The sequence below is a fragment of the Aminipila luticellarii genome (assembly GCF_004103735.1).
GTDB lineage: Bacteria > Bacillota > Clostridia > Peptostreptococcales > Anaerovoracaceae > Aminipila > Aminipila luticellarii.
In genome coordinates, this window is record NZ_CP035281.1 from 436833 (window position 1) to 451891 (window position 15059).

The window sequence follows — 15059 nt, forward strand, 5'->3', positions numbered from 1 at the left end:
AGAATACAAGGAGAAATAATATATGAACAATCCATATGAAGTATTGGGCGTAAGACAAAATGCAAGCGAAGAGGAAATAAAAACAGCTTACAGAGAACTCGTAAAGAAATATCATCCGGATAAATATCAGAATAATCCGCTGTCAGACTTGGCAGAAGAAAAGCTTCAGGAAGTAAATGAAGCATATGACGCTTTGATGAAAAACGGCGGAGGAAACGGAGCCTACGGCAATTCGTACGGCGGCGCTCAGAACAGCTATCAGAACCAGACCACCCCCGAATATAACGACATTCGAAGCATCATTGACTCCGGCAATCTGGGATATGCGGAGCAGAAGCTGGCGCAGATGCGAAACCGTGATGCAGAGTGGTTTTTCCTGTCCGGCATGATTTCGTATAAAAAGGGCTGGTATGATGATGCTGTGACCAAGGTTCGCACAGCAGCCAGCATGAATCCGAATAATTTTGAATATCAGACCGCCCTGAACAATATAATGAATTCAGGAAGAATGTATCAGAATAATTCCTACGGCAGAGGCTATGGAAATGATGATATGATGTGTAAGCTGTGTCAGGCTTATATGTGTGCAGATTGCTTGTGTGACTGCTTTTAGGTGAAGCTATGATGAAAGAGACCGGTATAAAAAATAAGAGCGGAAAAGTGACGGCTTTGGGCGGTGTGCTGTTGGCCTTATCCTTGTTATGCCTGTATGGAGCGTCTTTTGTTCCCGGATTTGAAATAACCCTTTACACGGTCAGCTCGGTATTTATACCGATCATGATGATTGAAAGCAAAGGAAAAGGCGGCTGGGTTTTATATATAGCCTGTTCTGTCATGGCGTTGCTCCTGCTGCCCAATAAGCTGGCGGCTTTTCCGTATATTTTTTTCTTTGGAATATATGGGCTGCTCAAATTTTATATCGAAAAAATAAAGAGTCCCAGCCTGCAGCTGGTTCTGAAATTTATCGTCTTTACAGGGATTGTAGTGGTGGCATACCATTTCTTTTATAAGCTGTTTTTTAGTGTTATTACGCTAAAAGATATATCCCCGGTGATTCTGCTGCTAATAGGTGAATTGTTTTTTCTGGTGTACGATATTATTTTGACAGGTGTTATAAACTATTATTATAGAAGGTTCTACGGACGCATTTAAATCCTCATATTGAGGATTTTTTTATTCAAGAAATATTTGTGGTCATATTCTGTAAATATAAAAAATAGCTTATTGATAAGACCTGTTTTATGGATATAAAATGGGGAGTTATAAATGAGGAGGCAATTTTATGAATATAGCCATCGTAGGAACAGGCGCCATGGGAAAGGTTTTAAAAGAGCTTGTGGACAAAAGGGACGGGCTGAGGTGCGTCGGTATGGTAGAACCGCTGAGAGGGGAAAAGCTCAGCCATATAAAAGAAAAAATAGATGTCATCATGGACTTTAGTAATCCGGCCAATTTAAATATGATCGAAGAGTTCGCAAGGGAGGAGTCCTGCGGGGTGGTTATTGCTACCACAGGGTTCAGTGAAAAACAGCGGCAGCAGATCCTGGAGCTGTCTAAAGTCGTTCCCGTAGTAAAAGCGGCCAATTTTTCCTTGGGCATTGCTGTGATGAAACGTATTCTGGCACAAATTACCCCGATTTTAAAGGATAGCTTTGATATGGAAATCATAGAAAAGCACCACAATCAAAAACTGGATTCTCCCAGCGGTACGGCAAAAATGCTGCTGGAAACCATGAACCCTGACGGAGAATTTCTGGAGGTATTCGGACGAAAAGGGGACGGGAAAAGAGGAAAGGAAATAGGAATACATGCGGTTCGGGGAGGAACCATAGCGGGAGAGCATGCTGTTCTTTTTGCAGGAGAAGATGAGCTCCTGGAAATCAGGCATACGGCGGATTCTAAAAAGATTTTTGCTCTGGGAGCGTTGAAGGCAGCCGAATTTATCGGCGAAAGCCTTCGGGCCGGCAGCATGGAGAAAAAAGCTGCCGCCGGACTGTACGACATAGAAGAAGTTCTCTTTTGAGGATCTGAATAAAAGGAACAGGCAGGGGCATGCCCATAGGTATGCCCCTGCCTGTTTTGCGGTGCGCCCGGCGTGGGTGCATCACAATTCGCGCATATAGAAAAAGGTCTGCATCAGATTCAAGCTTCCAAAGCCCCATTGCGGACTGGGATAATTCATAGCGTCACTGCGCCTGCAGCCTCGAATCAGAAAAGCCCGTATGACTGACGTATTGAGTCCCACATTATTGCCTTCTACAAATCCCCACTGCAACATCAACGCACAAGCTCCGGCAGTGATGGATGCAGCCACGCTGGTGCCGCTCATGGTTCCGTATCCCCAAGGGAAGTATCCGCCGATCTGGTAACCGGGAGCCACCAAATCGGGAATATCCAGAGCCAGCCTGATCGGCCCCCAGGAAGAGTTCGGATAGAGGCTGTTGCGAACACTGTTATAAGCTCCGCAGCGTATGCCTCCCGGTGCATTGGCCGGAGAAGTAACCGTGTTGTACGGACTGGAGGAAAGAAATTCAACCGAAGGGGAAACAAATCCGGTCAAAGGCAGCCAGGCGTTGATACTCCCCTCTAATACGATATCCCCATAGGCAGAAATCGTCCATATGCCCGGCGTCGCATTTCTGATCCGCACGATGGTAACCTGATCCCCGCTTCCGCCTATGGGAAAGTAATAGGAAATACTCACTTCCGAACGTTCCAGAACCAGCTGTGTTGAAAACGTGGTATTGGCTTTAGCAGGCACCCGGCTGACCAGTTCCCCTGTGGGGGATCGAACCGATACGGAGATCCGGTCGCTGATGGTATTGGTAATGGCTATAAAAATATCTCCGGCATTGTCACCTACCTGAATGTCTATACTTTGCGGCATATCGTCGGTGAATGGCTGAGAGTAATGATGCCGGGCCTGACTTTCATTGCCTACAGCAATGCATAAACAGACACTGGGAATATTGGAAATATTGAAAAGATATTCCTCCATAATGCCGAATCCGTCATGACTGTCAAAATTGGAGCCAAGACCGAGGCAGATAACCACCGGACGGTTCAGTTCTTTTGCTTTTTGCAGGATATATTGGACACCCAGCATGGCAGAAGAAGATTCAAAAGCATTTTCCTGTTCTGGCGGGACAAAAAAACGTTCTAAGCTATAAGGATAAGCCTTTTTCAGCTTTACCATGATGATTTCGGAATTGGGCGCAGCGCCTATAAAATCATTTTTCGCACGGCCTGCTGCCACAGAAGCTAAAAAAGTACCGTGACCTACCGTATCCAGATGAGGAACGGTTTCGTAAGGCGTATCCGAAGCTAAGGCAGCATTGATCTGCTCTCTGGTATATTCTGTTCCGAACGGAAATCCATTTGGGGGAGTTCCGGGGATGCTCTGGTCATAAATATACTGGATTTTACTGGTTCCATCCTCATACCGAAAGATGTCCTTGGTATAATCAATGCCGGTGTCGACAAAACCGATAAGAACACCCTGTCCGTTGAGATTTAAATAAGGCTGCTGCTGAACCTGTATGATGCCGGAGGCCTCCAGACTTTCCCGATCCAAAAGCCCCAGCACCTTGGGAACGCTGTTGATGTAATCTACACCCAGATACGGAATCATTTCTGCATAAGCCTCCGCTGTTGTATAGCAAATGGTATATATACCGATATCATGGGATGTGATAAGGCCCGGATGATTTAAGATCAGAGAATCGAAAGAGGAACCTCTCCGGATGATGAAATCCACGATATTCGGCGAATATAAAGTGTCCTGATCCAAGGTTGCGCACCTCCTGCTCCCTCATATTTTCAAATGGAATGTAACGTTTTTATATCTCCCGCATATAAACGAAGGTCTGCATTAAATTCAGGACGCCATAACCCCACTGGAGATTCGGGTACTGAATCACGTCGCTGCGGGTACAGCCACGAACCAGATAGGCCCGAATCGCAGGAGTAGAAAGCCCTAAATCATTTCCTTCCACGATTCCCCACTGCATCAGCAATGCACATGCTCCGGCAGTAATAGCGGCAGCCACACTGGTTCCGTCCATGGTGCCGTAGCCCGTCGGATAGTATCCGCCTACTTGATAGCCCGGAGCCACTAAATCCGGCACATAGGCGGACAATCTGGTAGGCCCCCAGGAAGAGCGCGGAAACAGGCTGTCTCGGAAGCCGTTGTACGCACCGCACCGGATGGAGCTTAGTGAAGTAGCGGGATAGGTAATCGTCGTATAGGGATCATAAGTCAGAAATTCCACGGAAGGAGAGATGAAACCGGTCAGCGGCAGCCATGCGTTAATCCGGCCGTCAATGATGATGTCCCCATAGACCGTAATCGTCCACACCCCCGGCGTGGCATCTAAGATTCGCACGATACTGAGCTGATCCCCGCTGCCCTCCAGAGGAAAATAGTATGAAACGGTAACTCTGGAACGCTCCAGCACCAAAGACGCCTCAAAAGTATATCCCGCCTTGGACGGCACCCGGTTTACCAGTTCTCCCGAAGGAGACCGGACGGATAAGGAGACTCGATCACTGACTCGGTTGGCTACGGCCACATAAATGTCTCCCGCATTTTCTCCCACCCGGATATCTATATTAGCCGGAGTCCCTAAGGCTTCCATTTTATAGGAAAAGTGATGCCGGGACTGACTCTCATTGCCCACTGAAACACAGGAGCATACGCCGGGAATATTGGAAATGTCAAAGAGATATTCCTCAAAGATGCTGTATCCGTCGTGACTGTCATAGTTTGAACCAAGCCCTAAGCAGAGAACCACCGGCCGGTTTAATTCTCTGGCCCTTTTCAGGATGTATTGAACGCCGAGCATCAGGTCCGTAGAAGCAAAAGCATTTTCCTGATCCGGAGGAACGCAGTACTGTTCCAGATAAAAAGGATAGGCTTTTCGGAGTTTGACCATGATAATGTCCGAATCCGGAGCAGCACCGATAAAATCATCTACCGGACGTCCGGCAGCAATAGAAGCCAGAAACGTACCGTGACCGACTGTATCCCGTTGCGGGACGATATCATAAGGGGTATCGGAAGCCAGAGCAGCATTGATCTGGTCATTGGTGTACTCCGTGCCGATGGGAAATCCGGCGGGAGGCGCTCCCGGCTGGGTCTGGTCGTACAAGTATATAATTTTGCTCGTTCCGTCTTCATACCGGAAGACCGGCTGAGTATAATCAATGCCTGTATCCAAAAATCCCAGCAAAACACCCTGTCCGTTCAGATTTAAATAAGGCTGCTGCTGAACCTGTGTGATGCCGGCGGTTTCCAGACTTTGCTGATCGGTAAGCCCAACGATGTTCGGAATGCTGTTTCGGGCATCCACGCCTATGAAACCGGCAATTTCCCCAAATGCCGCCAATGTGGTATAACAGATCAGATAGGTATCATCCACCCGATAACTGGTGATGAGACCGGGATGATTTAAGACATAGCTTTCATAGTAAGAACCGGTTCGGATGGTAAAATCCACCACGTCCGGCGAATATAAGGCGTCCTCATTCACGAAAAGGCACCTCCTGTCTGATTATAGTCTACAAGCAGATCCATGGTGTCGCACAGGTTCAATGCACCGTAGCCCCACACCGGATTTCGGAACGTGAGAAGAGGAGGCCTTTCGGCTCCTTTCCATAAAAAGGCCTTGATTCGCTGACCGTAAAGGAGAGGGTCATTGCCCTGTATAAGTCCCCATTCCATCATCAGAGCCGCAGAACCGGTCACAAAAGGCGCCGCTACACTGGTGCCGGTAAACCGGTCATATCCGCCTCCGGCTCTGGTGGTCAGAATATTTACGGCAGGTGCGACTAAATCCGGTTTCATAAAGTTCAGATTTCTCAAAGTACCCTGCCCGGAAAAATCCGCGATACTGTTCAGGGAGGAATTGTAACCGCCCACAGAAATAACCCGGTTGGCGGTGGCGGGGATGGTAATGGTGTTTAATATAATCGGACGCAGGAAGCTCGTATACTGGGTGACTTCCTCCAAGGTGGGGAGCCAGATATCAAATAATCCACCGGTGATGTCGTTCCCTCTCACCACGAGGCTCCACAAGCCAGCCGATATGGGCTTGCTGACACCCCTGAATAAAATATAGATTTCCTGTAAGCTGTTGTAATGAGTAGGCTGACCGTACAAAACAGCAACCAGTACATCATCTAAAGTAAAGCGGGTGACCCGTTGAAGAGGAGAAATTTCTCCTGTGGATCGTCCGCTGGGCGAAATGATTTCAAAGGTCATAGTGTCTACGAAATCCTTCCAGATGGTCATATAAAGCCGGGGAATGTTATCGGAAATAGAAAATTCCACCGTATCTACCGCACCTTGGAGCAAAAAATTACTGTAGTGGTGGCCGGCTGTGCCTTCGTTGCCGGAAGCAACGCAAATACAAGATCTCCATCGATCCGATACACTGTCGATATAACTTTCAAATAAAGAATTTCCATCGTGGGAGCCATTATTGGTGCCGTAGCTGATATTCATCACAACCGGCATATTCACCTGCTGAGCTTTGTCGGAAATATATTTGACAGCCCGCATGATTTCTGTTGTTCTGGTGAAAGACGTATTGCTGCCGGTGTGGCCCAGCTTCACGATAATCAGAGAAGCATTGGGAGCCACTCCCTTTTCTACCGCATCAGAAGACCTGCCGTTTCCTGCGGCAACGCCGGCAACCGCTGTGCCGTGGCCGGCCATATCTATGCTGGGGACATATTCGTAGGGTGAATCGCTGGCCAGTGCTTCATCAATTTGAGCTTTTGTAAACTCAGAACCATTTCTGAAGCCTTCCGGCGGATTTCCGTCCACTGTCTGATCCCACAGAAACAAAATCCGGGTCGTTCCATCCGGATTTTGAAAATCGGCATGGGTGTAATCGATTCCTGAATCAATGATTCCGATGGCGACACCGTTCCCGGTGAGCCCAAAAGAGGTGGGGCGCTGAACCGGAGAAATACAGGAATTGTTCAATTCTTCCCGTAAAAAATAGGTCAGGTTTTTAGGCAATTCTACATATTCTATTTCATCATAGGTGTAAAGTCTTTCCAGGTTGCCCAGAGTAATGGTCAAAATAGCGTAGTTGGGATCCAGTATTTCCACAAAAGCCCCCAGTGCCGCTCCTACAGCCATTACGTCTCCGCTGTATTTTACAATAACCTCCATAAGGTCCTCATCACTGGATACATCTGATTCAAATCGCGTAAGCTGATCAATTGGAATAAATGGTGAGTGGATCATAGACATTACCTTCTTTCCTAAAGCATATACATATTATATTTGAGGAGGGTGTGAAATATGAGAAATTTTAATTATTTCAAAAACCAGATCATAGATCAAGGACAGCTTCAAGTAAACGTAAGAGAGGAAAATCAGGCGAGGCCTGTAGATAACGTTAGAGTACAAGTGGTGAGAAAGGTGGATTCTACTGTAGTAGAGGAATTGTATACGAATAGCTCGGGTCAGACGGATACCGTGGATTTAGGCGCGCCTCCGCTGGAATACTCGTTGACTCCAGAGAGCGGCAAACCTTACAGTGAGTACGATTTATCCGTAAGCGTCGATGGATTTGAACCCATAGACATAGAAGGTGTACAAATTCTGCCTCATACTAAATCCTTTCAGAACATCCAGTTAAGGCGGACGGAGCAGACGGAGACTACCACGGAGACTATCCTGATAGACCAACATACACTTTGGGGCGTTTTTCCGCCGAAAATACCGGAGGATGAAGTAAAACCCCTGCCGGATGCAGGCGGCTTCATTGTACTGCCGGAGCCGGTCATTCCGGAATTTGTGGTGGTTCATTTGGGGGTTCCGGAAGATACGACAGCTCAAAATGTGTGGATTCCGTTTAAGGACTATATAAAAAATGTAGCCAGCTCCGAGATTTATTCCACGTGGCCGAGGGAAACCATCATAGCTAATGTTCTGGCAATCCTGTCCTTTGTGCTGAACCGGGTCTACACGGAATGGTATCGGGGAAAAGGTTTTAATTTCACGATTACCAATTCAACCGCTTATGATCAGGCATTTTTTTACGGAAGAAACATTTTTCAGGAAATATCAGATGTGGTAGATGATATCTTTACTACCTATATAACAAGGCCGGGTATTCGTCAGCCTTTGTTCACCCAATTTTGTGACGGTGTGAGAACTGTGTGTACAAAGGGAATGCCCCAATGGGGCTCCAAAGATTTGGGCGATCAGGGCTACGATCATTTGAGCATTCTCCGGAACTTTTACGGGTATGATATTTTCCTGCAGCAGGCGGAGAAAGTGGAAGGGGTTCCGGTATCCTTCCCGGGAGAAACCCTCGTTTTAGGCTCCTCCGGTCCGGCGGTGCGAACCATTCAGACTCAGCTCAACACCATCTCAGATACATATTCGGCTATAAACAAGGTTCGGGTGGACGGTGCATACGGTCAGGAAACAGCAGATGCCGTATCCGCTTTCCAACGGATATTCAATATGCCTGTATCCGGTGTGGTGGACTTCGCTACATGGTATCGGATTTCAAACATTTACGTGGCCATTACCCGAATTGCGGAGCTGTCCGTACAGCGAATTCATAACATAAATGAACCGTATAGATACTAAATAGATATGAAATGTATGAAAAAACAGGAACAAGGAGCGGAATGGCGCTCAAGTTTCTGTTTTTTTAGTGTATTCCGCTTGTTCTTAGGGTTTTACGCAGGAATAGTTTATGGTATAATTTACCTCATAAGGAAAATAAGCAGTTTTTTTGAAGTAGATAGAGGATAGCAATGATAAAGATTATGGTTGTAGAAGATTCTGAAAAAGATGCGTTACTTTATAAAAATGTTTTAAATAAGATACAGGGCGTTGAAGTTTATTATGCTTTATCTGGTGAAGAAGCTTTGGGGATCGCCCAGCGGGAACATTTTGATATCTTTGTATTGGATATAGAACTGCCCGGTATCAGCGGACTTCAACTGGCAGGAAAGCTAAGGGCTATGCCGGAATACGTCCTGACGCTGATCATGTTCATCACAGGCTATACACAAAATCAGCTGGAGGCCTTTAAGCGGTTTCATTGTTATGACTACATTATAAAGCCGTTTAATTCCAGAGAGTTTCGCAAAAAGATCGTCACGCTGATCAAGAACGTGAATGTGGAAAAACAGACCAAACAGCGGATTAAGGTGATTTTATATCCCGATATAAACAGTGAGGTCCTGATTCCGGTAGATCAGATTACTTATGCAGAGGTCGTGCACAGACGCTGCTTTCTCCATACGGATTTGCAGGAGGAACCTTTCGAGAGCAATACAATCATATTGAAAGAACTTATAGCAGAGGTGGACGAGCCTTACTTTCTTCAATGCAATAAATCCTATGCGGTCAATGTCAACAAAATAAAGACAATAGAACGGGTCAATTACAGGCTTTGGAAAATTGTACTGCGGGATTCGGAAAACCAGCTATTTGTGAGCAGCAAGTTTTATGATGCAATTGATGAACAAATCAGAGTAGGCGTTGTAGACGAGAAAGGGTAAAAAATGAGCTTTACACAAGATATATTCGGATCTGCTATTGAATTTTTGAATACTGTGATTTTAATGAGTCTGTTTAGTCCGGACTATTTTAAAAATAAGTTTAAGTTGATAGTGTCTATGCTTATTATATCGATAATAGTGGGGTTAATAGATTTAACAGAATTACCATTTACGTCCTTACTGATTTATCTAATAATATTTATAACTTTGAAGGTAGCAGTTAAAAGAGACATATTCAATATATTATTTGAATTCATTTTTGCAACAGCAATGATTATCTTAATTGAACATGTGCTACTAATCGTGTTTTATAGAATAGAGGGGATGGAGTCATTAGAATTTATTAATAGGTGTGCTCAACTCTTAATTACATCTATAATATGTAGTATCATAGGCTTAAATTATAAATTGAGGCTAAAGATAAGGCTATTTTATGAAGAATATCAAGAAGAATTTTACTTGATTTCTGTAACATTATTTTGCTTTAGTATGATTGAAATGTTTTTTTGGAAGAGTGACAATGAAGTCGTTTTCAGTGAATCTACAATAATTTCAGCTTATACTACAATATGGTTTCTGTTTTGTTTGTATTTATTAAGAAAGTTGATAGAAAATAAGAAACAGAAAGAAAATATTCGACTGCATGAGCAGTATATGGAAACGACAGAAAATCTGCTGAACGGATTGTATAGCGATAAACACGATTTTAATAAGCATTTGCAGGCTATCCAGAGCCTGTGCCAATTTGAAGAGCCTTCCAAGGCGGTTCGGGAAATCGAGCTGTATATTGAGGAATTAAAAACGAAGGAACAAAATAAAAGGAAAAGTAGCGTGTCGGCTAACACTGGAAACGGTGTTGTGAATGCCCTATTGTATTCCAAGACCAGAGAAGCGGAAAAAAGGCAGATACAGTTATACTATGTTCCCAGCGGTGTTTTTCCGGATTTTCCCTGCGAGCAGTATGAACTGGTTCAGATCCTTGGAAACCTGTTGGACAATGCGTTTGAATATGTGGAAGGGTTGGAACGGGAGCAGCGAAGTGTTATGCTGTCCATCAGTGAATGGGAAAATAAAAAGAAAATTGAAGTGAGAAATACTTATCAGCGAAAGAAGGGCAAAGAGATAAGTATTTCTCAAGATAAGAACTATAGTACGAAATCGGGTGAACGACGAGGGTATGGATTACAAAATGTAAGAGCTGTCACCCAGAAGTATCACGGAAAATTCAATATTTTCCAAGAAGATAACGAATTTATAGTGGAAGTCTTATTTTAGCAGTTCCTCCGGACAGTCCGGTTCACCGTGAAAGTTGATTGATGCAACAGAAATAGCAGAGGTTGCAACTCCGATCAGAAATAGTGCAGTTGTACTCATTAATACGGTTTGAAGTTTCTTAAACATTGAAATTACCATCCTTTCTTTTGTGCAATCTTACAAATAACAACTCAATAGCATGTAAAAACAAGCCCCATATACTCATGGCGATGATCTGCTGATCTTTTATAAAAAACAGCAGCAGGAACGTAAATATAGGGAGATAGATCAGTGAAAAGTATTTGTTCTGCAGATACTTTTTTCTGCTCTTTATAGGCCGTTTGGCAGAAGGTGCCAGCGGACAGAGACAGACGATTAAAATGCTGAGCCCTAAAATGAAATAGTAAGCCGGCATTTTAATCGGAAGCAGCGACAGTACGCATACTGCCAGTAAAAAGTATCCCAAGCTGAACAAAAAGCACGGAACATTGGTGTTAAAATGTATGCCGCCTGTACTGAGCCGGATGGGCATCATGAACAGCATAACGATCAAAAAGGCTTGGAGCTGTCCAATCAGAGCGAAGATACAAATTAATAAAAATGTTTTGACCAGTTCATTTTTTAAGATCGCCAGAGCATATCTTATCTTAATAATCCCCAGTTCATCTGTAACGTTACTTTCTTTCAGTTTTGAAATATAAGCTTCAGAAATACTTTTCATATGGTTCTATCCTTTTTATATCATTACCCTTTCGATATGTGCTTTTGACATAATCATATTTCTTTTCACAAAAAAATCAAGGGGTTCTGCATAAGATGTTGTCTGAGCGACATAAAATGTGCAAAAATCACATTTCATGTCGCTCAGACAACATCTTATGTAAAAAGGGTTGAAAAAAATCTCTGGGCAGGTATGATGAAAAAAAGAACATAATGAAAACAGCCGCTTCATATATATAGGATTTGTACATGGAAAGAAGGTGAGTCTTTTGGCGTATTTATCTTTATATCTATCGTTATTTTATCTGATGAGCTGTCCCCTCATGGCGATTTTAAACGTAAAGGATCTGGATAATTTGTATGCTCTTTATCCGCTGGTACAGGCATTTGCTTACATTCTATACTTACTGAAGGACATCAATGAGGAGTATGAAAACAATGGGGAGGAGAGCGAAGAAGAGGAGGAACGGATAAGGCTGGATAACCTGTTCAACGGCTTTTACATTCTATTTAGCACAGCTCTGCTGGCGGTGTCTTATATGACCAAAAGCACGATCGTATTAAGCTTTGTATTATATCCGCTGGGTCTGAAGATTGCCTTTATCGACAGTCTCATCCTTCACCACGCCCATTATAAAGCGGCAAAAATGGAAGAAGAATAAGAAAAAATAGGGGAAACACAAGGGAAAAATAGGAGAAAGAGAATGAACTTGTTAGAAAATATCAGATCTCATAAATTTATACGATTTATACTGTGTTTTTTGGTCGCTTATCTTCTGATGTGTAATCTGTTCGTCAATTCATTTTATCATTTAAAAGCCAATCAGAAAGTAGAACGGATCGTTGTGCAGACCTCTCAAAGGGAAATCAGCATCACCTCCCGGGATATTATTGAGAAGGTAAACCGGCAGTTCCATATGCAGGTATTTCCTTCCATGGGTCTGGGAGCATTGAAAGCAGATAAGAAAGAGAGCTTTAAAATAACGTTTTATAATGCCAGAGATAAAGAAGTAAAGGGGTTTAATTATAACCCTCTAAATAAAAAGCTTTATCCCGGAGAACTCCGTCTGCCGCCGGATACGCAAGTGGTAATGGATCAAATCGTATCGCCGGTAGGTGTAAAATAGCAGGGAAGGGGTCTTCCGGGAAGAACCAAAGCACTTGATTTTTTTTGTAAAAAGTGGTATCATTACCTTTACGTGATTTGTATAGGCTTAAAAAAGCGCATATGACGACATATATTGAATGGATTACATTAAAGGGTAAAGGTACAAAGATGGAAATTGAAATGAAATACGGCATTGGGGACAAAGAGACTGCCGCTAACATTTGGGATGACGAGTATCTTTTAAGTATTGAAGAGTCTGACACCAGAGAAAAGGTTTTGATGAAGGCGGCATATTTTGATACGGAAGACTTTGTTCTTTCAAAGAACGACATTGCGCTGAGAGTGCGCATGGAGGGAACCAGAACCGTTGCAACTCTAAAATGGCGGGGAAAGAATGAAGGAGGGCTTCATATCAGGGAAGAGATCAATGTACCTGTAAATGATGAGTCCTATTTTAACGTGCCCGATCTTCAGATTTTTAAGGAAAGTGAAATCGGTCAGGAAGTGATTGCTTTGATCGGATTTAAAAAGCTTCACAGCATTATGGAAACGAATTTTATGAGGAATCGATTTAGAATTGATACAGGCAATGGCATCATGGAAGTTTCTTTAGATGATGGAGAGATTATCACCACCAAGGGAACAGCTCCTATTTGTGAAATTGAGATTGAGCTGTTTTCGGGAGAACAGGAAGCGCTGGAGGATGTGACCAAAACCATTGCTGAAAAATACGGCTTGCAGCCGGAGACGAAAAGCAAATATGTCAGAGGACTTTCACTCTTAGGCTTTAACAGAGGAGTAAAAGAGAACGAATAGTTTTGATTTTTATTAAAAATAGGAATAAACTAATAAAATGGCTGTGTAAAGGGCCATTTTTTAGTTTTTCCGGAGCTTTTTGGCTGTTAAGAGGACTTTTCTAAGTTTTTTACAAGGTATTTTTGCTATAATTCTTTACTTTCAGCCGTTTACGCGGTATAATAATGTGCATTATGTGTTGAGCTTTACAGCGCATATAAAATATAGAAGAAATGATTACCCGGGAGAGAAAGAGGTATATATAATACATGACCCGCTGGGTTGGATATTTAGGAGGAAAATATAGAATGAAATCAACATTTATTTCAAGAGAACACAACGATGTAAAGTTTACCCTGGAGTTTTCCGCAGAAGAATTTGAAAAGGCTGTTATAAAAGCTTATCAGGCCAACAAAGGAAAGTTTTCTGTGGACGGATTCAGAAAAGGTAAAGCACCGAGGACATTGATCGAAAGACATTACGGAGAAGATGTTTTCTTTGAAGATGCCATCAATGATTTGTTTTCACAGAACTACTTCAATGCTTTGGATGAACTGAACATCAATGTTGTAGACAGACCAAATGCTGACTTCAGTGAAATCAAGAAGGGCGAAGGATTTACCGTTACAATTACCGTTACTGCATATCCTGAATTTGAAGTAAAGGATTATAAAGGCGTTGAGATTGCAAAGGTTGAAAATGCCGTTACAGATGAAGATGTAGATAAAGAACTGGAAGCATTACAAAAGAGAAATGCAAGAATGGTTCTTGCAGAAAGAGCTGCTAAAGAAGGGGATACCGTTCTCATTGATTATGCAGGCTTTGTAGGAGAAGAACAGTTTGAAGGCGGCACGGCTGAAAGACAGCCGCTGAAGCTTGGTTCAAATACCTTTATTCCGGGCTTTGAAGAGCAGCTGATCGGCTGCAGTGCCGGAGAGGAAAAGGATGTTAAGGTCACTTTCCCAGAGGAATACCACTCAGAGGATCTATCGGGTAAGGAAGCCGTATTCAAGTGCAAGATTCACGAAGTGAAGGAAGAAGAACTGCCGGAGCTGAATGACGAATTTGCTAAAGATGTCAGTGAATTTGATACCCTTGAAGAATTAAAGAAGGACAAAAAAGAGAAATTAGAAAAATCGGCTCAGGAGAGAGCGGTAAATGAAATGAAAAATGCTGTCTTAGAAAAGATTTATGAGGCAAACGACATTGAGATTCCGCAGGTCATGATCGAAGATGAAATAGACGGCATGATACAGGAATTTGATCAGCAGCTTCGATATCAGGGAATGAGCCTGGATCAGTACTTCCAGTACCTGGGCAAAGAACCGAAGGATTTCAGAGAAGAGCTGAGGGAAGATGCCACAAAGAAGACCAAGACAAGAATGCTGATTTCCGCTATTGCCGATGCTGAAAAGCTGGAAGCTCCGCAGGAAGACATAGACAAGGAGTTTGAATTGATGGCTGCTCAGTATAAGATGGAAGTAGAACAAATCAAATCTATGCTCGGTTCTGATAACTTTGCTCTTCTTGAAAAAGATATCAAGATGCGAAAGGCTGTAGACTTTGCATATGACAATGCAGTAATTAAATAAGAAAATAATTTTATGTGCAGTTGGTTAAAACAGGAATCAACTGCACATAA

The 15059-nt window shown here is 43.3% G+C and carries 15 protein-coding genes; 10 read left to right on the forward strand and 5 right to left on the reverse strand.

The window, feature by feature from the left end; translation table 11 throughout:
• Nucleotides 1-22: 22 nt before the first annotated feature.
• The 3 genes from EQM06_RS13325 (at nt 23) to dapB (ending at nt 2023) form a co-directional block, all read left to right on the forward strand.
• Nucleotides 23-613: a J domain-containing protein gene (locus EQM06_RS13325; protein WP_128744756.1), complete on the forward strand. Its 591-nt coding sequence runs from the start codon at nt 23-25 to the stop codon at nt 611-613.
• An 8-nt stretch (nt 614-621) separates the two neighbouring features.
• Nucleotides 622-1152, forward strand: coding sequence for a hypothetical protein (locus tag EQM06_RS02020; RefSeq protein WP_128744757.1), 531 nt, complete (start codon nt 622-624; stop codon nt 1150-1152).
• A 130-nt stretch (nt 1153-1282) separates the two neighbouring features.
• Nucleotides 1283-2023, forward strand: coding sequence for a 4-hydroxy-tetrahydrodipicolinate reductase (gene dapB / locus EQM06_RS02025; RefSeq protein WP_128744758.1), 741 nt, complete (start codon nt 1283-1285; stop codon nt 2021-2023).
• An 81-nt stretch (nt 2024-2104) separates the two neighbouring features.
• Here dapB and EQM06_RS02030 read toward each other — a convergent pair whose 3' ends face one another.
• From EQM06_RS02030 to EQM06_RS02040, 3 genes are read right to left on the reverse strand one after another with little or no spacing between them, the layout of a single operon-like run.
• Nucleotides 2105-3790, reverse strand: a complete 1686-nt coding sequence (locus EQM06_RS02030) for a S8 family peptidase (protein ID WP_128744759.1) — start codon at nt 3788-3790, stop codon at nt 2105-2107.
• Nucleotides 3791-3839: 49 nt separating this feature from the next.
• Entirely contained in the window at nt 3840-5531 is a 1692-nt protein-coding gene (locus EQM06_RS02035; protein ID WP_128744760.1) for a S8 family peptidase, read from the reverse strand.
• On the reverse strand, nt 5528-7258 hold the full coding sequence (locus tag EQM06_RS02040) for a S8 family peptidase (RefSeq protein ID WP_205666575.1): 1731 nt from the start codon (nt 7256-7258) through the stop codon (nt 5528-5530). The genes EQM06_RS02035 and EQM06_RS02040 overlap by 4 nt, the downstream gene beginning before the upstream one ends.
• 57 nt (nt 7259-7315) lie before the next feature.
• Here EQM06_RS02040 and EQM06_RS02045 point away from each other — a divergent pair, with 57 nt between their 5' ends.
• The 3 genes from EQM06_RS02045 to EQM06_RS12830 all read left to right on the forward strand — a co-directional run bounded on the left by EQM06_RS02045 (nt 7316) and on the right by EQM06_RS12830 (nt 10815).
• Nucleotides 7316-8617: a peptidoglycan-binding protein gene (locus EQM06_RS02045; RefSeq protein WP_128744762.1), complete on the forward strand. Its 1302-nt coding sequence runs from the start codon at nt 7316-7318 to the stop codon at nt 8615-8617.
• 170 nt (nt 8618-8787) lie between these two features.
• Complete coding sequence (locus tag EQM06_RS02050) at nt 8788-9540, forward strand: LytR/AlgR family response regulator transcription factor (protein ID WP_128744763.1); 753 nt, start codon at nt 8788-8790, stop codon at nt 9538-9540.
• Between the two features lie 654 nt (nt 9541-10194).
• Complete coding sequence (locus tag EQM06_RS12830) at nt 10195-10815, forward strand: sensor histidine kinase (protein ID WP_164914312.1); 621 nt, start codon at nt 10195-10197, stop codon at nt 10813-10815.
• Here EQM06_RS12830 and EQM06_RS02060 read toward each other — a convergent pair.
• A complete protein-coding gene (locus EQM06_RS02060; RefSeq protein ID WP_164914313.1) occupies nt 10807-10941 on the reverse strand; it encodes an AgrD family cyclic lactone autoinducer peptide in 135 nt (44 codons plus the stop codon). The two genes, EQM06_RS12830 and EQM06_RS02060, sit on opposite strands and share 9 nt — an antisense overlap.
• Nucleotides 10934-11515, reverse strand: a complete 582-nt coding sequence (locus EQM06_RS02065) for an accessory gene regulator ArgB-like protein (RefSeq protein WP_128744766.1) — start codon at nt 11513-11515, stop codon at nt 10934-10936. The genes EQM06_RS02060 and EQM06_RS02065 overlap by 8 nt, the downstream gene beginning before the upstream one ends.
• A gap of 268 nt (nt 11516-11783) precedes the next feature.
• On the opposite strand from EQM06_RS02065, the gene EQM06_RS02070 reads away from it, so the two are divergent.
• The 4 genes from EQM06_RS02070 to tig all read left to right on the forward strand — a co-directional run bounded on the left by EQM06_RS02070 (nt 11784) and on the right by tig (nt 15009).
• Nucleotides 11784-12176: a hypothetical protein gene (locus EQM06_RS02070; protein ID WP_128744767.1), complete on the forward strand. Its 393-nt coding sequence runs from the start codon at nt 11784-11786 to the stop codon at nt 12174-12176.
• A 42-nt stretch (nt 12177-12218) separates the two neighbouring features.
• Nucleotides 12219-12641: a hypothetical protein gene (locus EQM06_RS02075; protein ID WP_128744768.1), complete on the forward strand. Its 423-nt coding sequence runs from the start codon at nt 12219-12221 to the stop codon at nt 12639-12641.
• A 101-nt stretch (nt 12642-12742) separates the two neighbouring features.
• On the forward strand, nt 12743-13438 hold the full coding sequence (locus tag EQM06_RS02080; protein ID WP_128744769.1) for a CYTH domain-containing protein: 696 nt from the start codon (nt 12743-12745) through the stop codon (nt 13436-13438).
• Nucleotides 13439-13725: 287 nt separating this feature from the next.
• On the forward strand, nt 13726-15009 hold the full coding sequence (gene tig / locus EQM06_RS02085) for a trigger factor (protein ID WP_128744770.1): 1284 nt from the start codon (nt 13726-13728) through the stop codon (nt 15007-15009).
• Nucleotides 15010-15059: the final 50 nt, after the last annotated feature.